Source organism: Thermoactinospora rubra (genome assembly GCF_002093975.1).
Lineage (GTDB): Bacteria > Actinomycetota > Actinomycetes > Streptosporangiales > Streptosporangiaceae > Nonomuraea > Nonomuraea rubra_A.
The window spans coordinates 120,831-140,037 of record NZ_KZ084334.1 but is presented as its reverse complement, the minus strand read 5'-3'; the positions used below and the strand labels follow the sequence as shown (position 1 = coordinate 140,037).

The 19,207-nt window shown below is 71.4% G+C and carries 19 protein-coding genes; 10 read left to right on the top strand and 9 right to left on the bottom strand.

Annotation, left to right across the window (positions count from 1 at the left end):
- Positions 1–84: 84 nt before the first annotated feature.
- On the top strand, positions 85–561 hold the full coding sequence (locus BSB02_RS14285) for a hypothetical protein (protein ID WP_240506413.1): 477 nt from the start codon (positions 85–87) through the stop codon (positions 559–561).
- Between the two features lie 34 nt (positions 562–595).
- On the opposite strand, the gene BSB02_RS14280 is transcribed toward BSB02_RS14285, so the two are convergent.
- The 3 genes from BSB02_RS14280 to BSB02_RS14270 are packed head-to-tail and all read right to left on the bottom strand — an operon-like array spanning position 596 to position 2,891.
- On the bottom strand, positions 596–1,327 hold the full coding sequence (locus BSB02_RS14280) for an ABC transporter ATP-binding protein (RefSeq protein ID WP_084959264.1): 732 nt from the start codon (positions 1,325–1,327) through the stop codon (positions 596–598).
- Positions 1,328–1,330: 3 nt separating this feature from the next.
- A complete protein-coding gene (locus BSB02_RS14275) occupies positions 1,331–2,119 on the bottom strand; it encodes an ABC transporter permease (protein WP_240506412.1) in 789 nt (262 codons plus the stop codon).
- On the bottom strand, positions 2,112–2,891 hold the full coding sequence (locus tag BSB02_RS14270; protein ID WP_240506411.1) for an ABC transporter permease: 780 nt from the start codon (positions 2,889–2,891) through the stop codon (positions 2,112–2,114). The genes BSB02_RS14275 and BSB02_RS14270 overlap by 8 nt, the downstream gene beginning before the upstream one ends.
- A 264-nt stretch (positions 2,892–3,155) precedes the next feature.
- Between BSB02_RS14270 and BSB02_RS14265 the strand changes: the two genes are divergently transcribed.
- The 3 genes from BSB02_RS14265 (at position 3,156) to BSB02_RS14255 (ending at position 6,679) form a co-directional block, all read left to right on the top strand.
- Positions 3,156–4,112 carry an alpha/beta hydrolase gene (locus BSB02_RS14265; protein WP_084959263.1) on the top strand — a complete coding sequence of 319 codons (957 nt, stop codon included), beginning with the start codon at positions 3,156–3,158 and terminating at the stop codon, positions 4,110–4,112.
- Between the two features lie 38 nt (positions 4,113–4,150).
- On the top strand, positions 4,151–4,981 hold the full coding sequence (locus BSB02_RS14260; protein WP_206184683.1) for a siderophore-interacting protein: 831 nt from the start codon (positions 4,151–4,153) through the stop codon (positions 4,979–4,981).
- 156 nt (positions 4,982–5,137) lie between these two features.
- The gene (locus tag BSB02_RS14255) at positions 5,138–6,679 is read left to right on the top strand and encodes a serine/threonine-protein kinase (RefSeq protein ID WP_143590644.1); all 1,542 of its coding nucleotides are present in this window, start codon (positions 5,138–5,140) and stop codon (positions 6,677–6,679) included.
- On the opposite strand, the gene BSB02_RS14250 is transcribed toward BSB02_RS14255, so the two are convergent.
- The 3 genes from BSB02_RS14250 to aceA all read right to left on the bottom strand — a co-directional run bounded on the left by BSB02_RS14250 (position 6,654) and on the right by aceA (position 10,214).
- Positions 6,654–7,958 (bottom strand): TolB-like translocation protein, encoded by a 1,305-nt coding sequence (locus BSB02_RS14250; RefSeq protein ID WP_084959260.1) that lies wholly within the window; start codon positions 7,956–7,958, stop codon positions 6,654–6,656. The two genes, BSB02_RS14255 and BSB02_RS14250, sit on opposite strands and share 26 nt — an antisense overlap.
- Before the next feature lie 50 nt (positions 7,959–8,008).
- Positions 8,009–8,500 (bottom strand): SigE family RNA polymerase sigma factor, encoded by a 492-nt coding sequence (locus BSB02_RS14245; protein WP_084959259.1) that lies wholly within the window; start codon positions 8,498–8,500, stop codon positions 8,009–8,011.
- Positions 8,501–8,930: 430 nt separating this feature from the next.
- Positions 8,931–10,214 carry an isocitrate lyase gene (gene aceA, locus BSB02_RS14240; RefSeq protein ID WP_084959287.1) on the bottom strand — a complete coding sequence of 428 codons (1,284 nt, stop codon included), beginning with the start codon at positions 10,212–10,214 and terminating at the stop codon, positions 8,931–8,933.
- 272 nt (positions 10,215–10,486) lie between these two features.
- Here aceA and BSB02_RS14235 point away from each other — a divergent pair, with 272 nt between their 5' ends.
- A complete protein-coding gene (locus BSB02_RS14235; protein ID WP_143590659.1) occupies positions 10,487–11,923 on the top strand; it encodes a helix-turn-helix transcriptional regulator in 1,437 nt (478 codons plus the stop codon).
- Positions 11,924–11,989: 66 nt separating this feature from the next.
- Here BSB02_RS14235 and BSB02_RS14230 read toward each other — a convergent pair whose 3' ends face one another.
- Positions 11,990–12,454: a hypothetical protein gene (locus BSB02_RS14230; protein ID WP_084959257.1), complete on the bottom strand. Its 465-nt coding sequence runs from the start codon at positions 12,452–12,454 to the stop codon at positions 11,990–11,992.
- Positions 12,455–12,679: 225 nt separating this feature from the next.
- On the opposite strand from BSB02_RS14230, the gene BSB02_RS14225 reads away from it, so the two are divergent.
- A complete protein-coding gene (locus tag BSB02_RS14225; protein WP_084959256.1) occupies positions 12,680–13,621 on the top strand; it encodes a glucosyl-3-phosphoglycerate synthase in 942 nt (313 codons plus the stop codon).
- Positions 13,622–13,636: 15 nt separating this feature from the next.
- Here BSB02_RS14225 and BSB02_RS14220 read toward each other — a convergent pair whose 3' ends face one another.
- On the bottom strand, positions 13,637–14,233 hold the full coding sequence (locus BSB02_RS14220) for a TetR/AcrR family transcriptional regulator (RefSeq protein ID WP_084959255.1): 597 nt from the start codon (positions 14,231–14,233) through the stop codon (positions 13,637–13,639).
- Between the two features lie 458 nt (positions 14,234–14,691).
- On the opposite strand from BSB02_RS14220, the gene BSB02_RS14215 reads away from it, so the two are divergent.
- Positions 14,692–15,249 carry a hypothetical protein gene (locus BSB02_RS14215; protein ID WP_143590642.1) on the top strand — a complete coding sequence of 186 codons (558 nt, stop codon included), beginning with the start codon at positions 14,692–14,694 and terminating at the stop codon, positions 15,247–15,249.
- 172 nt (positions 15,250–15,421) lie between these two features.
- Here BSB02_RS14215 and BSB02_RS14210 read toward each other — a convergent pair whose 3' ends face one another.
- The gene (locus BSB02_RS14210) at positions 15,422–15,832 is read right to left on the bottom strand and encodes a RidA family protein (protein WP_084959253.1); all 411 of its coding nucleotides are present in this window, start codon (positions 15,830–15,832) and stop codon (positions 15,422–15,424) included.
- A 700-nt stretch (positions 15,833–16,532) separates the two neighbouring features.
- On the opposite strand from BSB02_RS14210, the gene BSB02_RS14205 reads away from it, so the two are divergent.
- From BSB02_RS14205 to BSB02_RS14200, 3 genes are all read left to right on the top strand, one after another.
- Entirely contained in the window at positions 16,533–17,558 is a 1,026-nt protein-coding gene (locus tag BSB02_RS14205; RefSeq protein ID WP_084959252.1) for an NAD-binding protein, read from the top strand.
- A gap of 94 nt (positions 17,559–17,652) precedes the next feature.
- Positions 17,653–17,841 carry a hypothetical protein gene (locus tag BSB02_RS39575; RefSeq protein WP_143590640.1) on the top strand — a complete coding sequence of 63 codons (189 nt, stop codon included), beginning with the start codon at positions 17,653–17,655 and terminating at the stop codon, positions 17,839–17,841.
- 117 nt (positions 17,842–17,958) lie between these two features.
- On the top strand, positions 17,959–19,167 hold the full coding sequence (locus BSB02_RS14200) for an acyl-CoA dehydrogenase family protein (protein WP_084959251.1): 1,209 nt from the start codon (positions 17,959–17,961) through the stop codon (positions 19,165–19,167).
- Positions 19,168–19,207: the final 40 nt, after the last annotated feature.

Below are 19,207 nucleotides of genomic sequence, written 5' to 3'. Positions count from 1 at the left end.
CTTGAGGCCACGGCATGTCCATGTCGCGCAATGCCTAGTGGTTTGGCCGGACTTGTCGCTAGGGTCGGTGCCGAGGTGATGATCGTGCGGCATTTCGCGGGTTTGCTCGTCGGGCTGGTGGTCACCGCCGCCCTGCTCGGCGGCGCCGGCTGGGCGACCTTCCAGGCGCAGGCCGGCGCCGCGGCCACGCCGTCCGGCGGCCGGCCGCTGTGGATCGCGCTGGGCGCCATGGCCGCGGTCGGCCTGGTGCTCGGCCTGGTGCTGGCCGGGCGGATCTCGCCGCTGGCCACGTTCGTGCCGTCGATGGTGCTGCTGGCCTGGACGGTCGTCTACGCCCTGGACGTGGGCCGCGCCCTGTCGCTCATCCCGAGGGAGCCCTCGGTCCACCAGCTGGTCCGCGACGTGGGCGCCGGCACCCAGACCCTGCTGACCACCGGCGTCTACGCGCTGCTCGGCGTGGCGCTGTTCATCCCGGTGCTGATGCCCTCACGCTGGTCGCGCCGGGACGAGGAGCTGGAGGACGAGGAGTTCGAGACGCGCGAGAGCGGCGGCTACTACTAGCGGCGCGCGAGGCGCCGCAGGCCCGTGCCGCCGCCTAGCTTCCCGTGTAGAGCCGGGTGACGACCTCCTCGAGCGAGGACTCCCCGGCCGTGAACTCCTCCAGCGAGCCGTCGAAGGCCAGGCGGCCGTGGTCGATGACCATCACCCGGCGGCACAGCCGCTCGATGTCGCCCAGGTCGTGGGTGGTGAGCAGGATCGTGGTGCCGCGCTCGGCGTTCACACGGCGGAGGAAGTCGCGGATGCCGGCCTTGCTGACCACGTCCAGGCCGATCGTGGGCTCGTCGAGCACGAGGATCTCCGGCGCGTGGAGCAGGGCCGCCGCGAGGTCGCCGCACATGCGCTGGCCGAGGCTGAGCTGCCGCACCGGCCGCTTGAGGAACTCGCCCAGGTCCAGCGTCTCGACGAGCTCCTCCAGCCGCTCGGCGAACACCTTGCGATCTACTTTGTAAAGGTGCCGGATCAGGTCGAAACTGTCCCGCAGCGGCAGGTCCCACCACAGCGTCGTCCGCTGCCCGAAGACCACGCCGACGCGCCGGGCCAGCGTGGTGCGCCGGCGCGAGGGGTCGAGCCCGGCCACCCGCACCGTCCCGGACGTGGGCGTGAGGATGCCGCACAGCATCTTGATGGTGGTGGACTTGCCGGCGCCGTTGGGGCCGAGGTAGCCCACGAACTCGCCCGGCTCGATGGTGAAGGTCAGGTCCCGTACGGCGTGCACGGTCGTGCGCCGGGCCTTGAACGACCGCCCGGCCCGCACAAGCTCGATCATCGTTCAGCTCCCCGTGGATCGGTAGTGACGTAGCCCCCGCCGCCAGGCCGCGGCGGCCAGAAGGGCCAGGAGGAGGGCCGCGACGGGCCCGAGAAACCGCATGAACTCCGGCGTGCCGAAGGGGTCGGCCCTGCCCAGCACATACAGGCCGGGCTGCCAGTTGACGAAGGCCAGCGGCAGCACGTAGGTCACGCCGCGCACCAGGTCGCGGCCGTAGACGCTGAAGGGGTACTGCGACAGCTGCCCGCTGCCGTAGGTGAAGGCGTTGGTGACCTCCGGCGCGTCGACGAGGACGAACTGCGCGGCCCCGCCGAGCGTCCACAGCGCGGCGAAGATCACCAGCCCGGTGGCGATCATGACCGGGAGCATCCAGAGCCGCTGCCAGGGCAGGTCCAGGGCGGTCAGCGCGTAGGCGAGGACGGCGACCGCCTGGACGATGCGGCCCAGCCGCGCGGGCATGAACCGGTCGGTCGCCACCTGGATCCACGGGCCGGCGGGCCGGATGAGCATCGTGTCGAGGGTGCCGGCCTTGATGTGCTGGCTGATGCGGTCGAGGTTGCCGCAGAAGGTGTCGGCGACGGTGAAGGCGAGCGTGGCCGCGCCGTACAGGAAGAGGACCTCTTCGCGGGAGAAGCCGGCCAGCGAGGTGGTGTTGGCGAAGATGATCAGGATGACGACGACGTCGAGGCCCGCGACGACGGCGCTCATCACGCACATGAGCGCGAAGGAGAGCGGGTAGGCGGCGGCCGCCCGGGTCCAGGTCCAGGCCAGCAGGAGGTAGGTCCTAACCACCCTGGATCACCACCTTGTGGCGGATCGCCCGGGTGGCCAGGACGCCGAGGGCGAGCAGGACGAGCGCCCACGTCGCCTGGAAGGCGAAGGCGGGCAGCGGGTCGGCGGTGCCCAGATAGACGTCGGAGGGCACCTGGACCATGGCGGCGAACGGCAGGGCCCTGGCCAGCTCGCCGAACCAGCCGGGGAAGATGTTCAGCGGCAGCATCAGGCCGCTGAAGAAGGTCATGAGCAGCATCGAGGCGGTCGCGACGCCGCGGTCGTCGGCGAGCCAGCACACCGACAGCGCCACCAGGTAGCGCCAGGCGAAGCTGACGAGCAGGCCGAGCAGGAAGGCCACGGCGAGGGTCGGCACGTCGGCGGGGGCGGTGATGCCGAACAGCGCCGCGCCCAGGAGGGTGGGCGGCAGGCTGCGGACGAGCAGCAGGAAGGCGGCCCTGCCCAGGTCCTCGGCCAGGCACCACAGCTGGAGGGAGGCGGGGCGGACGAGGTCGAGCGCGATGTCGCCGCTGCGGATGCGCTCGGGGAGGGTCAGGCCGCCGCCGAACAGCTGCATGGGTCCGATCATGGCCTGGGTGAGGAAGCAGAAGGTGACGGCTGCGGTCACGTCGTAGCCGCCGAGGCCGGGCCGGGCCTGCCAGAGGGCGATGAGGATGTAGGCGCGCAGGACGCCGAAGACGCTGTTGGTGAACGCGCCGGCCAGGCCCGCCCCCACGTAGGTGGCGTGCCTTCTGAAGCTGTAGTGGATGAGTTTGAGGTAGAGAATGGTCACCTCCGCTGCGTGACGGCATGACGACAGCCCGTGCCCGGGGGCGGGCACGGGTGAGCCCCGCGATTATCCGTTCGGCGGTCAGCGGTCGGCAAGCCGATAACCGAGGCGCTTGGGCCGGCACGCCCACGGGCCGCCGTTCCCGGCCGGCCGCTCGCGCAGCGGCGTCGCCGAGGGTCCGGCCATGCCGCCAGGGTGACATGGCCTTCCCGAAATATCCCGTTAAAGCAATGTTCTGGCGGGCAATCTTCCTCGAGGAGGCTGTGCATGCTCGACCAGGACGTCTTCCCCCGCTACCCCTTCAGCTGGCAGGCGCGTGCCCTCAACGGCGTGCTGTGGGGCGCCGTCAAACCGCTCGGCCACCTGCTGCTGCGCCATCCGCTGGCGCTGAGCGCCTGCTCGGTGCTGGGCCAGGTGGCGCTGCCGTTGCCGCGGCACGTGACCGTCATCCCCCACGAGCTGGCGCGGTGCGGCGGGGAGTGGGTGCGCGCGGGCGGCGGCCTGGACGAGCGCAAGGTCCTGCTCTACTTCCACGGCGGCGGTTACTTCTCCTGTTCGCCGGCCACCCACCGGGCGATCACGTGGCGGCTGTCGGTGGTGGCGCGGCGTCCCGTGCTGGCCCTGGACTACCGGCAGGGGCCGGTCCACCCGCTGAGCGCGTCGCTGGAGGACGCGCTGGACGCCTACGACTGCCTGCTGGGCCGCGGCCACGAGCCGCGGGACATCCTGCTGGCGGGCGACTCGGCGGGCGGTCACCTGACGCTGGCGACGCTGCTGGCGCTGCGCGACCGCGACCGGCCGATGCCGGCGGCGGCGATCTGCCTGTCACCGTGGGCGGACCTGACCGACTTCCCGCGCCGCGCCAACCGGTGGCAGGACCCGATGCTGTCGGCCTCCCGCGTGCGGTGGCTGGCCCGCCGCTGGACGGCCGGGCTGGACCCGCACGACCCGCTGGTGTCGCCGGTGCTGGGCGACTACACCGGCCTGCCGCCGCTGATGATCATGACGGGTTCCACCGAGGTGCTGCGCGAGGAGGCCCGCCGCGTGACCGTGCAGGCCCGCAGGGCCGGGGTGCCGGTGCGCTACGAGGAGTGGCCGAACATGCCGCACGCCTTCCCCATCCTCGCCGACGTCCTGCCGGAGGCCCGGCTGGCCTACCGGCACATGGCCGAGTTCCTGGCCGATCTCCCGCGGGCGGGGGCGGCGGGGTCGGCCGCCGCCTGATAGGTTAGGTTTACCTAACAAAGCACTGGGGGTTCAGGATGACGCACCGGGGAGTCGTGCTGCGCACCGAGCGGCTGACGCCGCACATGATCCGGGTGGTGGTCGGCGGCGACGGGCTGCGTGACTTCGCCACGTCCGGGCTCACCGACCACTACGTCAAGCTGGTGTTCAAGCAGCCGGGCGTGGCCTATCCCGAGCCGTTCGACATGGCGGCCTGCCGTGAGGCGCTGCCGCGCGAGCAGTGGCCGCGCCTGCGCACCTACACGGTGCGGGCCTGGGACCCGGAGGCCCGCGAGCTGACGCTCGACTTCGTCTACCACGGCGACGAGGGGCTGGCCGGGCCGTGGGCGGCCAACGCGCGGCCGGGCGACGAGGTGCTCATGGTGGGGCCCGGCGGCGCCTACGCGCCCGACCCCGCGGCGGACTGGCACCTCATGGCCGGGGACGAGAGCGCCCTGCCGGCCATCGCCGCCTCGCTGGAGGCGCTGCCGCCCGGCGCGCTCGCCCACGTCTTCCTGGAGGTGTCGGGGCCGGAGGAGGAGCAGAAGCTGGAGACCTCGGGGGAGGCGCACGTGGTGTGGCTGCACCGGGGCGCCCGCCCCTACGGCGAGGCCCTGGTGGAGGCCGTGACGGGGCTGGCGTTCCCGCCGGGCCGGGTGCACGGCTTCGTCCACGGCGAGGCCGGCTTCGTCAAGATCCTGCGCCGCCACCTGCGGGTCGAGCGCGGCGTCCCGCTGGAGCGGCTGTCGATCTCGGGCTACTGGCGCGCCGGCGTCGACGACGAGGGCTGGCGCGCGGTCAAGAAGGACTGGAACCGCCAGGTGGAGGCCGAGGAGGCCGTGGCGCTCACGGGCGGCGCCGGCGCCTGAGCGGCCGAGGACGCTGGCATCGCCTTCCTCATCCGCCACGCAAAACAGCAGGTATCACACCTTTTACTCACTTTTCAGCAAGATTCGCCTTACCTGCGATACCGCTTGTGACACCTTCGCCCGCACACCCGCCGCCCCCGGGTCACAGTGTCGTTCATGGCGCGAGGTGGGAGCGACGGCATGCCGCCGGGCGTGCGGCCGCTTACGGTGGGCGACCCGGTCATCATCGGCCGATACCTGCTGCTGGGAAGGCTCGGCTCCGGCGGCATGGGCGTGGTCTACCTGGCCGAGCATCCGCGCGGCGGGCTGGTTGCGCTCAAGACCCCGCACGCGGTCCACCTCGCCGACCCCACGCTGCGCGCCCGCTTCCGCGAGGAGGTGGCCTTCTCCCGCCGGGTCGTGCCGTTCTGCACCGCCGCGGTCATCGAGGACGGCACCGACCACGACCGGCCCTACCTGGTCACCGAATACATCAGGGGACCGGCCCTGTCCCAGGTCGTCGCCGCCCGCGGGCCGCTGCCCCCCGACCTCGCCTACGGCGTGGCGCTCGGCGTGGCGGCGGCGCTCGTGGCCGTCCACGAGGCCGGGCTCGTCCACCGCGACCTCAAGCCCGGCAACGTACTGCTGTCGCCCGACGGGCCGCGCGTCATCGACTTCGGCATCGCCCGCGACCTGGACACCGCCACCGCCCACACCCAGGCCGGCCACGTCATGGGAAGCCCCGGCTGGGTCGCGCCCGAGCGGCTGACCGGCCGGCCCGCCGTGCCGGCCTCCGACGTGTTCGCCTGGGGGTGCCTGGTGGCCTTCGCCGCCACCGGCGGCCACCCCTTCGGCACGGGCGAGGCCGACGTGATCACCCGGCGGATCCTGCTGGAGCCGCCGAGGACGGGCAACGTCCCGGCGCTGCTGCGGCCCGCCGTGGAGGCGGCCCTGGCCAAGGATCCCGCCGGGCGGCCCTCCTCGGCCGAGCTGCTGCGGGCGCTGCTGGCCGTGGGCGGCGTGGGCGACCCGTGGGACCTGCGGGAGGCCGTGGCCGGCGTACTGCGGCGCATCTGGACGGCCGTGCCGTACCCGGCGGGCGAGGCGAGCCGGGCGCCGGGCAGGTCGCAGGCGGAGCCCGCCCGGCAGGAGCGGACCGCGCCCCGGCGGCGGCGCCGGGCCCGGCAGGGCGCCCACCTGTCGCACGCGAGCTTCGCGGCCCTGGCGACGGTGTCCATCGCGGCCGTGACCGTGGCGGCGGCCGGCGGGGGCGCGGGCCTGCGGGCCGCCACGCCGCCAAGCCCGCAGGCCGTGCCGGTGGTCCGCCCGCACGGCACCGCGGACTCCACGGTCAAGCCGATCGTCGCGGGCACCTCGGGCCTGATCCGCCCCTCGGGCACCGCCACGCCGACGGTGGTCGTCACGCGCACCGCCACCGTCCGGCCCACCGTGGTGGTGAGCCTGCCCACACCGGACCACCACCGCGACGAGGGCGGGACGCCGCCGCCCAGCGCCGAGCGGCCCCGCCCCGGCGACCCCGGCGGGTGCGTCAACCCGGCGGGCAGGAAGCGCGGCCGCTGTCCCGAGCCCTCCACCAGCATCAGCAGCATCCCGCAGGAGGGGCCGGGCGAGTCGCCCGGCCCCTCCCAGAGCGCGACGCCGTCGCAGACCGCGACCCCGTCCCCGACGGGACCTACGGGATCTTCGACAGGTCGATGACGATCCGCTCCTCGCCGAGCTCGTAGGTGAGCAGGCGACCGCCGGAGGCCGGCATGGGAGTGTCGATCGAGCCGTCCTTGCCGGGGCGGATGCCCAGCTCGGCCTGCGTGCCGCCGGTCAGGTCGCGCAGCACGACCCCCTCCCAGCCGTCGTCGCCGATCGGGTAGGTGAGAAAGCGGTCCAGGGCGGGGGCCACGCCCGGGGGCACCATGGCGTCGAGCCGCTGCTCCCCGCCGCCGTCACGCATGCGCACGAACGCCTGCCCCTCCCGGCTCCCGGAGCACATGACCAGCCCGCAGCCGAAGAAGCTCTCGCCGGGCCGCACGACGGCCTCCTTCTTCTCGCCGGTCTCGACGTTGACGATGGCGGTGAAGCCGTCGCTCACCTCCTTGGCGCGGACGCCGACCCACGGCCAGGCCATCAGGCGGTGCTCGCCGGCCCGCTCGACCCGTTCCACGGTCCCGCCCCCGAGCGGCACGCTGTAGACGCCCGGGGCCTCCTGGCCGGAGAAGTAGATCGTGCCGTCCGCCACCTGGAGCCTGTCCAGGCCGCCGGCGGTGGCGTGGGTGGCGACCTTCTCAGCCGTCCCGCCCCCGAGGGGGACGGCCCAGATCGTGACCTGGTTCCCGCGCGCCGTCCACCACACCAGGTGGCCGTCGCCGGCGGCGAAGTCCGAGGCGAAGGTCGTCGAACCCGCCGGCGTCACCACGTCGGCGATCTTCGTGGCCTGCCGGGTCTCCAGGTCGTAGGAGTGGACGGCGTCGGCCTTCTCGAAGCCGGACTCGGTGGTGAGGAGCAGCGTGCGGTCGTCGAGGAACAGCTGCGGGTGGTAGGCGCGGCCGTCGGCGAGTCTGGCGGGGATCTTCCTGACCGCCTGCGGCCAGACCTGCTCGACGGGCGGGGGGAGGGCGCCCGCGGGGCCGGGGGTCGCCTCGGCGGTGAAGGTGAGGGGGGCGTTGGGCTCCGGGGACGATGACAGCTCTGTGGGCGGCGGCGGGACCTGCGCGGTCACGGCGGCGTCGGGCGCGGTCACGGTGGCGGGTTGCGCCGAGCGGTCCGGCGTCGTCGCGACCGTGGTGGAGGCCGGTGTGTCCCGCAGGACCAGGACCGTGCCGCCCGCCACGACGGCGACGGCCGCGGCGGCCAGCACCGCCTGCCGGCGGCGCCGCCGGGCGCGGTAGCGGGTCTCCACCCGGGCGGCCAGGCCCTCGGGCAGGCGCGGCGCCCGCTCGGCCGCCCGGCCCAGGCTCCTGGCGATGGCCTCGTCGAGGTCGTTCATCGGTGGCTCCTCAGCGTGCGGACCCTCGGGCTTCAGCGGTGGGGAGGAAGTCAAGGGGTGCTCCTCTCGGAGGCGGGTACGGCGGCGCGAAGCTTGTCCAGCGCCCGGGAGGCCTGGCTGCGCACGGTGCCCCGGGAGACGCCCAGCACGCCGGCGATCTCCTCGTCGGTCAGCTGCTCGTAGTAGCGCAGCACCAGGACGGCCCGCTGCCTGCGCGGCAGGGCGGCCAGCAGCCGCCACAGCGTGTCGTCCACGCCGGTCGGCAGGGCGTCGTGGTGCTCCCGGTCGGGCACCTGCCCAATGGGCAGCTCCCTGCGGCGCCGCCGCCAGACGGCGATGTGCAGCCGGGAGATCGTGGTGCGCGCGTAGCTTTCCGGGTTGTCCTTGTGCCGCACCTTCGACCAGGAGGCGCGAAGCTTGAGTAACGCCTCCTGGACCAGGTCGGCCGCATCGTGCGGATCACCGGCCAGCACGTAGGCGTAGCGCAGCAGCGCGTCCCCACGTTGGGCGACGAAGTCCGCGAAGCGGGCATCGGGTTCCAACAGCCTTTCGCCTTTCTCTGGTGTCACCTCCAAGAGGGACGGCCGGGCGAAAGTGTTGCATCCGCCTCACTGGGACGCGCCCAAGCATCCCGCCTGGGGAAGCGCCCAAGAGTTCGACGAGGGAAGGGCCCAAGAGCTTGGCCAGGGAAGCGCCCGCCGCACCACCACCCAGGCGCCCGGCGGTGCGCCGTAACGGCGGCCGGCCACGCGCGGCCGGTGAGCGTCACCCTGGAATGCCGCCGGCCCCGGTCGGCGGGTGGGTCCAAGTCGGCTCCGCCGTACAGAAAGAACACAAAAGCGGGTGGGTCCAAGCGGGCTCCGCCGTACAGGAAGAACACGAAAATGGCCGCGCCCGGCCGGGGGGAGCCGGGCGCGGCCCTGGATCGCCGGGGAACCTCCCATGCCCAAGGAGGACGGCGAAATCAGCGGGTCAGTGGTGGAACTGCTCCTCCTCCGTGGAGCCCTTCAGCGCGGTGGTGGAGGAGTCGGGCGCGATCGCGGTGCTGACCAGGTCGAAGTAGCCGGTGCCGACCTCCCGCTGGTGGCGCGTGGCGGTGTAGCCGCGCGACTCGGCGGCGAACTCCGCCTCCTGCAGCTCGACGTAGGCGGTCATGCCGTCCTCGGCGTACCCCTGGGCCAGGTTGAACATCGAGTAGTTCAGCGAGTGGAAGCCCGCCAGCGTGATGAACTGGAACTTGTACCCCATGTGGCCCAGCTCCTTCTGGAACTTGGCGATCGTGGAGTCGTCCAGGTGCTTCTTCCAGTTGAAGCTGGGCGAGCAGTTGTAGGCGAGCATCTGGTCGGGGTACTCGGCCTTGATCGCCTCGGCGAACTCGCGGGCGACGTCCAGGTCCGGCGTGGAGGTCTCCATCCACAGCAGGTCGGAGTAGGGCGCGTAGGCCAGGCCGCGCGCGATGCAGGCGTCGACGCCGTTGCGGACCCGGTAGAAGCCCTCGGCGGTGCGCTCGCCGGTGGTGAAGCGCTGGTCGCGGGGGTCCACGTCGCTGGTCAGGAGCGTCGCGGCCTGGGCGTCGGTCCGCGCGATGATCAGGGTCGGGACTCCGGCGACGTCCGCGGCCAGGCGGGCGGCGTTGAGGGTCTTGATGTGCTGGCCGGTCGGGATGAGCACCTTGCCGCCCAGGTGGCCGCACTTCTTCTCCGAGGCGAGCTGGTCCTCCCAGTGCACGCCCGCGGCACCCGCGGCGATCATGGCCTTCATCAGCTCGAAGGCGTTCAGCACGCCGCCGAAGCCGGCCTCGGCGTCGGCCACGATCGGGGCCAGCCAGTGCGTGCCGGTGTCGCCCTCCGACCAGCTGATCTGGTCGGCGCGCAGCAGCGCGTTGTTGATGCGGCGCACCACGGCCGGCACCGAGTTCGCCGGGTACAGCGACTGGTCCGGGTAGGTCTGACCGGCCAGGTTCGCGTCGGCCGCCACCTGCCAGCCGGACAGGTAGATCGCCTTCAGCCCGGCCTTGACCTGCTGGACGGCCTGGTTGCCGGTCAACGCGCCGAGGGCGTGGACGTAGTCCTCGGTGTGCAGCAGCTGCCACAGCCGCTCGGCGCCGAGCCTCGCCAAGGTGTGCTCCTCCTGGACGCTGCCGCGCAGGCGGATGACGTCCTCAGCGGTGTAGGTGCGCTCGACGCCCTGCCACCGCGGGTCGGTCTCCCACTCGTGCCGCAGCTCCTCGGCCGCTCCCTTGAGGCGATCGTTCATCTTCACTCCTTTGTCGTCCCCTGGGGCTTGTGTCAGAGTCTGTGCCCTTCGCACGAGGTTCGACAGCCTGTACGGCGAGCGAAGAACGGCGAAAATTCTCTTAGAGAAAATACTTACAAGTATTCCAGTGCGAAAATTTCGCCACTTTTCCGTTTGGCCTAGACCAATCCCGCGTGTGGTCTAGACAGGCCGCCGGATGGCTCTGGAAGAACGCCCGATTTTCCCCCTATGATGCGGGCATGGCCGGCTTGCTCAGTGAAGAACCGCTGTCTTTGACACAGGAGCTGGATCTGATCGCGTTCGGCCAGCGCCTGCGCCACCTGCGCAAACAGCGCGGCCTGACCCTGTCGGACCTCGGGGAGCGGGTCGGCAGGGCGCCCTCCCAGCTGTCGCTGCTGGAGAACGGCAAGCGCGAGCCCAAGCTGACCCTCCTGAAGGGCCTGGCCGCCGCGCTCAACGTGCCGGTGGAGGAACTGCTGCGCCGCCAGGCCCCCAACCGCCGCGCCCAGCTGGAGATCGCCCTGGAGGAGGCGCAGCGCGACCCCATCTACGCGAGCCTGGGCCTGCCCAAGCTCAAGGTGTCCGCGCGCGTGCCCAACGACGTGCTGGAGCACATCCTCGGCCTGTATGGGGAGCTGCGCGCCCGCCAGGCCAGGGGGACGGCGACGCCGGAGGAGGCCAGGGCCGCCAACGCCGAGCTGCGCCGCCGCCAGCGGGAGGTCGGCAACTACTTCCCCGAGATCGAGAAGGCCGCCGCCGAGGCGCTGTCCGCGGTCGGCTACCGCACCGGCGCCCTGTCCCAGAGCATGATCCAGGCGCTGGTCACACGCTTCGGCTACACGGTGCACACCGCCCAGGACCTGCCGCGCTCGGTGCGGTCCGTCGCCGACACGCGCAACCGCCGCATCTACGTCAAGCACGAGAACCTGGGCATGCACACCCCGCGCACGATCCTGCTGCAGACGCTCGGGCACCTCGCCCTCGGCCACGGCAAGCCGCGCGACTTCGCCGACTTCCTGCGCCAGCGCACCGAGGCCAACTACTTCGCCGCCGCCGTCCTGGTGCCGGAGAAGGCGGCCGTCGCCTACCTGCAGGAGGCCAAGCAGGACCGGGCGCTGTCGGTGGAGGACCTGCGCGACGTCTTCGCCGTGTCGTATGAGATGGCGGCCCACCGCTTCACCAACCTGGCCACGGCCCACCTCGGGCTGGTCTGCCACTTCGTCCGCAACGACGAGGGCGGGATCATCTACAAGGCGTACGAGAACGACGGCATCGAGTTCCCCGCCGACGAGCAGGGCGCCATCGAGGGGCAGCGGATGTGCCTGCAGTGGTCGGGACGGCAGGTGTTCCTGTCGCCCGACCGGTTCTCCGTCTACTACCAGTACTCCGACTCGCCGACGGGGACGTACTTCTGCATCGCGCACGTCGACCCCTCGCGGGAGCGGGACTTCGCGATCACGCTGGGCGTGCCGTACAAGGAGTCGCGGTGGTTCCGCGGGCGGGAGACGACGCACCGGACCAAGTCGCAGTGCCCGCACGGGGACTGCTGCCGCCGCCCTCCGGCCGAGCTGGCGCAGCGGTGGGACGGCTTCGCCTGGCCTTCGGCGCGGGCGAACTCGCACGTCCTGGCCGCCCTGCCGCCCGGGTCGTTCCCGGGGGTGGACGAGGCGGACGTGTATGCGTTCCTGGAGCGGCACGCCGCGCAGTGAGGTCCGCTCAGGTACGGCGAAGCCGCCGGGGCGCGCCGGCGGCTCTCCTCTGTCTTGCGGGACGGCCTACTTCACGAGGCCGGCGACCAGGTTGCGAAGCTCGATGTGGCCCGCCTTGATCTCGGCGACGTCCTCCTGAACCTGCTTGAGGGAACGTTCCATGCCGCCGACGGAACGCTCGACCACCGTCATGCGGTCACCGAGCTCGCCGACCTGCACGGTGAGCCCGTCGACTCGCGTGGTGAGTCCGTCGACTCGCGTGGTGAGGTCGCCCACCTGCACGGTGAGTCCGTCAACTCTTGTGGTGAGCTCGCCCACTTGTGTGGTGAGCCCGTCGACTCGCGTGGTGAGCTCGCCGACCTGCGAGGAGAGGACCTCCTGGCCGGCGCGCAGCGAGTCCTGGCCTTCTTCCAGCCGGGTCAGCGCCGCCAGGATGAGCTGCGACGTGCGGTCGCTCTGGTCGGCATGTGCTCTGAGCATCATGACATCGCTCTCCAGTCTGGTGACGCGCGCCTCGATGCTGATCGTCATCCATCCTCCTTGCTGTGTCCAGCGTAGCTGGTGAGGGGGTTGGGAGGGCCGGGCTCCTTTGGGAGGGCCGGGCTCTTTTATAGGGCATGCACTCCCTGTGATGTAGCGAAACGCTTGTGTCAGATGGTGACTTCGGGTGCGATGGGGAGTCAGGGGACCGGGACGCATGCCCCGATAGCGGGGCATCTAGGCTGTGGCAGGTGAGACCGACGGGGGAGGGGTCGCGTGCTGCCTGAAGCGGAGACGTGGCTGCGCCGCCGTACCTTCTCGGCCTCGGACTGGCCGCTCGACCGCCTCCTGGCGCTCAAGGGCGGCACCGCCGTCAGCGTGGTCCTCCCGGCCAGGAACGAGCGCGAGACCGTCGGCGAGATCGTCTCGGTCATCCGGTGCGAGCTGTCCGCTCTGGTGGACGAGGTCGTGGTGATCGACTCGCGCTCCACCGACGACACCGCCGAGGTGGCCGAGCGGGCGGGCGCACGGGTGGTCGCCCAGGACGAGATCCTGCCCGACCTGGAGCCCCTCGACGGCAAGGGCGAGGCCCTGTGGAAGTCGCTCGCCGTCACCTCGGGGGACCTCGTCGCGTTCGTCGACGCCGACATCCGCAACTTCCGGGCCGAGTTCGTCGGCGGGCTCCTCGGCCCGCTGCTGGCCGATCCTTCGGTGATGTACGTCAAGGGCTGCTACGACCGTCCCCTCGGCGGCGCGCCGACCGGCGGCGGGCGCGTGACGGAGCTGGTGGCGCGCCCGCTGATCAACCTGCACTGGCCGTTGCTGGCCGGGTTCGCGCAGCCGCTGGCGGGGGAGTACGCGGGACGGCGTTCGGTCCTGGAGCGGGTGCCGTTCGTCACGGGGTACGGGGTCGAGCTCGGCCTGCTGGTCGACCTGCTCGACCTGGTGGGCCTCGACGCGCTCGCCCAGGTCGACCTGGGCTCGCGCGCCCACTCCCACCAGTCGGCCGAGGCGCTGGGCGGCATGGCGGCGCAGATCATGCTCGCCGCCTGGTCGCGGCTGGCCCGCCAGGGCAAGATGATCCCCCTGGAGGAGCCCGCCGTACGGCTGGCGCAGCTCCGCCGCGGCGCCGCCAGGATGGACGTCCTGGTCAGGGATGTCGCGATCGCCGAACGCCCGCCGATGGCCACCGTCCGGGCGCTCCGCGGTCACCCCTGACACGTGTCCCCGGCCTCACCCCTCCACGCCGGCCTGCTCGCGCGGGCCGAGTGCCATCCCGGCGAAGTCGGCCACGAACTGCCGCATCCGCGCCGGGTCGTGGTCGCTGCCCAGCATGATGCGCGCGAGCTGCGGCAGCATCGAGGGCAGCAGCGCCAGCCCCGTCAGCACGAACAGCAGCCGCGCGGTGTCCTGCGAGGGCTCCCGGCCCAGCCCCTCGGCCAGGGCCTCGTTCTTGCGTGCGCAGCGCTGGACCCGCGTCTCCTGCCCCGGCAGCAGGTCCTGCCCGCGATAGTTCAGCGCCTCCCACATCAGCAGCCGCACCAGGTCGGGGTGGGTCCGGTAGTACTCGGCCAGCCGTGACACGTAGTCCACGGGGTCCGCACCCGGCAGCGAGATCTGGCTGGTCAGGTCGTCGAGCGCCTCCACCACCACGGCGTCGAAGAGCTTCTCCTTGTTGCCGAAGTGCCCGTAGATGCGCTCCTTGTTGACCCCTGCCCGCTCGGCGATGCGGTCCACGCGCGCCCCCGCGACGCCGTGCGCCGCGAACTCCTCCCGGGCGGCGTCGAGAAGGGCCTGGCGGGTCGCTGCGGTGGAGTCCCTGGGTGACATGCGACCATCCTAGTGCTACCAACTAGTTGGTTGGCATCCAACCGGTTGGTTGGCTACGGTCCCGGCTATGGCGGCTGCAACCCTCCCGGATACCGAAATTTCGCCTCAAATCCGGCTTACTCCCACGCTGACGGTGTTCGCCCTCACCGCCCTGCTCGTCAGCGGCCAGCTCTACATCGTGATCCCGATGCTTCCGACATGGCCGTGGGCTGGCATGTCGCGCCCGCGAGCCTCACCTGGCCGGTCACCGACAAGGAAAGGGTAAAGGATCAAGCAGTAAAAGGGGTGGGAGTGTCGCCTATTGCATTTTTGCGATGCTAGGAATTTATGTGTCTTGTCGGGATATGTGCATCATATTCGTGGCCATATCAGGTACGGCAGCCGTAGATCGTGATCCCCATGGCGTTGCCGCTGGTCGTGTGCCGTGACACGAAGAGCCGCCGCGATCATGTCAAGGTGTGAATCAAGATCAGGCCACGGCGGCTCGTGCCGTCACCGCAGCGCATGCCGAGCAGGCCGCTCCACAACAGGAACCGCCGGCTCGGCCGGCCGGGTGCTTCCCCCGGCGCGAGAGCCGCACCACCTGCGGGCAGATGCCGGCCGGGCTGCCGATGGGGCTGGAAGACAACAACTGCTGGACACGGGCCGAGGCCGCAGGACACGCCACGCCCGACCGGCTGCAGCACTTCCCGGCCCGAGCCTCCTGGGAGGAGCGGGAGGTCACAGCCCAAGCCGCCCGCGGGGCGATCGAGCACCTGCATGACGGCGGGCACGCCGCCCTGCTGGTCCGCCGCCACCGCTACACCGGCCAAACCTCGTTCCACCGCTGCTGGAGCCCGCGCCCGGTGCCGCCGGCCCGCCTGGTCCACGTCGCCACCTGCAGATGGCGCATCGAAGAAGATCACCAACGTGCCAAGCAGACCTGCGGCCTGGTCGCCATCGCCATCCCGAACTGCTCCGCCAACTCCGCGGCATCGTCATCCCTGACCCACGACGGGACCGGGCACACCGCCTGACCTGGTCCATCTGGCAGCGACAGCACCGATACCGCGCCCGCCTCCGCCACCAGCGGCGGCACGCCTACGCGCAACAACTCCATGATCACTGTCCCGTGACACCGAAGGCTGGGCGCGTGCCATCGACTTTTGATCGGCCTCCTCACCCGGTACCGCTTCTCGGTCCTTTGGTCTAGTCGGGAAGAGCCACCGTGAGATCCACCTCGACGAGTTGTCCGCTGAAACCCAGCTGTGCAACGCCCAAGAGAGTGCTGGCGGTAGTGAACGCCGGACCGATGACCGAGTCGTTGAGGCGGCGCCACGCCTCGGCCAAGGCCTCCCTGTCCTGACTGACGACATAAATCACGGAACGGACGACGTGCTTGGGTTCGGCGCCGATGGCCGTCAGGGCGGTCAAGGCGTTCGCCGCGACCTGATCGATCTGTGCGTTGAGATCATCGGGGCCGACCAAGGTGCCGGTACGGTCGAGCGGGCACTGGCCGGCCAGGAACGCCATCCGGCCGGGCGTCACAACGGTGACGTGGTGATAGCCGGGTGTCTCGTGAAGGTGGTCAGGGTTGAAACGGCTGATCTTCAAGGTCATGTCACCGAGTCTGCCGGGTGGCAGGCTGCTCCGCACCTAGTTTTCGCCTCGCACGCCGTGACTCGGACATCGGCGGCACCAGTGGACCTGAAACCGACCAAGGTTCGATGGCGCGCGCCCAGCCTTCGGTGTCGCGGGACAATCACAACGATCTACGGCTGCCGTATCAGGGCGGCCGCCGTATCCGCCGTCAACAAGTCGCGAGACCTTCGCTTCTCCGCGCCGATGGCGCCCCGTGGTGGCCGGCCACATGCTCACCGCCCGGCTCGGTGCCCTGCTCGCCGGAAAGACCGCGGGCTCTCCCGGGGCGCGCCACCATGCACCGTCGCGACGCCGACATCTTCGACTCGGCGCCCAGACCGGCACGACCGGCTACCACCTGCGCCGGCTGGAGAAGTACGGCTTCGTCGAGGAGATCCCCGAGCGCTCGACCGGCCGCGAGCGCTGGTGGCGCAAGTCCGCCGGCCCGCGAGACCTGCGCCTGCCCACCCCGACCGGCTCGCCCCCGAGGACCGTCCGGCGCCGGCCGAGGACGCCTCGCCGGGGCGCGGCCGATGTACGTCCGGCTGTACGCTCCCCCGCCGACGACGGGGGCGCCCTCGCCGGAGCGGCGTGGGCCAACCCATGCGGCCCAAGGGGTGTTTCATGGGAATTGTCGGGTTATGGTGGCTGCACCGGAGCGTGCCGCGCAGGAGGAAGCGTGCCGATCTTCATAGCCCGCCTGCTCGCCCGGTTCAGGGTGCTCGGCACGTGGTGGACGCCGGTGCTCGTGGCCGGTGCCGTCTTCGTGACGAGCTGGCCGCTGATGACACTCGCCGAGCCTGCGGGGAGCGCGCTCGTCGCGCCCGCCAACTACTGGTGGTACTTCGTGGTGACCGCCTCGACCGTCGGCTACGGCGATTTCTACCCCCAGACGGGTGCCGGCCACGTCGTCGGGGCGTACGTCATCGTGGGCGGCATCGCCACCCTGACCACCGTGTTCACCAGGCTGGCCGCCGTGCTGGAGCGAGCCAGGGGACGAAGGATGCGAGGTGCCGTGACCGTGGACGCCTCCGGCCACATCGTGCTGCTCGGCTACACGCCCGGGCGCACGGAGCAGATGGTGGATGAGTTGCTGGCTGAGGGCACGACCCGGGTCGTGGTGTGCGCCTGGGACGAGGTGCAGGCGCATCCGATGGCCGAGCGGGACGTGGAGTTCGTCCGCGGCGACCTGACCGACGACGCCGTGCTGCGCCGGGCCGGCGTGCATCGGGCCTACAGCGTCCTGGTGGACGCCCGCGACGACAACGAGGCGCTGGCCGTCGCCCTCACCGCCGACCACGTCACCGAGGGCGCCCACCTGGTGGTGGCACTGCGCGACCTGCGGCGGGTCCGCCATCTGCGCTACCTCGGCGAGTCGCTGAGCTGCGTCCAGTGGCACAGCCCGTACATGATCACCGAGGAGCTGCGGGACCCTGGCATCACCGAGGTCTACACCGAGCTGATGACCTACGGCGGCGCCGGCACCTACTCGGTGCGCCTGCCCGCCTCGCTCGGCCCGGTGCCGGTCGAGCACTGCCACACCGCGCTCGGCCGCGGTCACCGTGCCACGCTGCTGGCCGCCCGCGCCGGTGACCGGCTGCTGGTCGCCCCCGACTGGAAGAGCGAGCTTCCGGCGGGTTCCGTGCTGTACTACATCGGCTCGCGCCGTCTCACCCCCGACGAGCTGAGCGCGGCGCTGCGCTGAACGCCTTCCTGGCCTCGGCGGCGGCGTCCGGGCGGGATGATCGGGGGTCCAGTCGAGCCGATCGGAAATCCGGGCTGTCCAGGAGGAACCACCGATGACGCCAGGCTGCGGAATCGGCATGTTCACCGGCGAGGGCCTGTTCCGACTGTTCGGCAAGACCATGGTCGACGCCCGCGCGAACACCGGCAAGCCGCACGTCTCCGCCTCCGACAACGCCAAGAACGTCGTCCTGGTCAACGTGGGCACCGAGGAGCCGCATATGGACCTGACGCTGACCGGCTGACGGTCGGCGGCGCCGCCTGGCAGAGTGCGCCCGACCAGTGGGTCCCGCGCCGGAGAACAACAGTCCCGGGCTTCTCCTGGAGGCTACTGGCCGGTAGGGTGTTACCGGAGGTAACACATGGACGGCTTTTGCCCCGAACCCAGCGAAGAGGTCATCCAGGTTCGCGACTGGGTCCGCGAGTTCGCCCGTGACGTGATCCGCCCGGCCGGGGCGGAATGGGACGAACGCGAAGAGACGCCCTGGCCCGTCATCCAGGAGGCCGCCAAGATCGGCCTGTATTCGCTCGATTTCTTCGCCACCCAGTGGTTCGAGAAGAGCGGCCTGGCCCTGCCCGTGGCGTTCGAGGAGATCTTCTGGGGCGACGCCGGCATCGGCCTGTCCATCGTCGGCACCGGACTGGCCGCCGCCGCGCTGGCCGCCAACGGCACCCCCGAGCAGATGGGGGAGTGGCTGCCGCAGATGTTCGGCACCGAAAGCGACGTCAAGCTGGGCGCCTTCTGCGCCTCCGAGCCCGACGCGGGCTCCGACGTCGGCTCCATCCGCACGCGCGCCGTACGGGACGGCGACGACTGGGTGCTCAACGGCGTCAAGACCTGGGCCACGAACGGCGGCATCGCGAACGTGCACCTGGTGGTCGCGTCCGTCGACCCGGCGCTCGGCACGCGCGGTCAGGCGACCTTCGTCGTCCCTCCCGGGACTCCCGGCCTGTCGATGGGCCAGAAGTTCCGCAAGCACGGCATCCGCGCCTCCCACACCGCCGAGGTCGTCCTGGAGGACGTGCGGGTGCCGTCCTCGTGCCTGCTCGGCGGGGTGGAGAGGCTGGAGGAGCGCCTGGCCCGCGCCCGCAACGGCGAACGCACCGGCGAGCAGGCCGCCCTGCGGACCTTCGAGACGACCCGCCCCTCGGTCGCCGCGATGGCGGTCGGCATCGCGCGGGCGGCCTATGAGTATGCACGCGACTACGCCCGGGAGCGCGAGCAGTTCGGCAAGAAGATCGGCGAGAACCAGGCGATCGCGTTCCTGCTGGCGGACATGGCCACGCGGGTGGACATGGCGCGGCTGCTGACGTGGCGCGCGGCCTGGATGGCGCGCAACGGGCGGCCCTTCGAGCAGGCCGAGGGGTCGATGTCCAAGCTGGTGGCGGGGGAGACGGCGGTCTGGGTGACCGAGCAGGCGATCCAGATCCTGGGCGGCGCGGGCTACACGCGCGATCATCCGGTGGAGCGCTTCCACCGGGACGCCAAGATCTACACGATCTTCGAGGGGACGTCCGAGATCCAGCGGCTCATCATCGGGCGGGCAGTGACGGGACTGCCGGTGCGGTAGGGTTCCGCACGTCGACGGGCTGTTCGGTGATCGTTGGGAG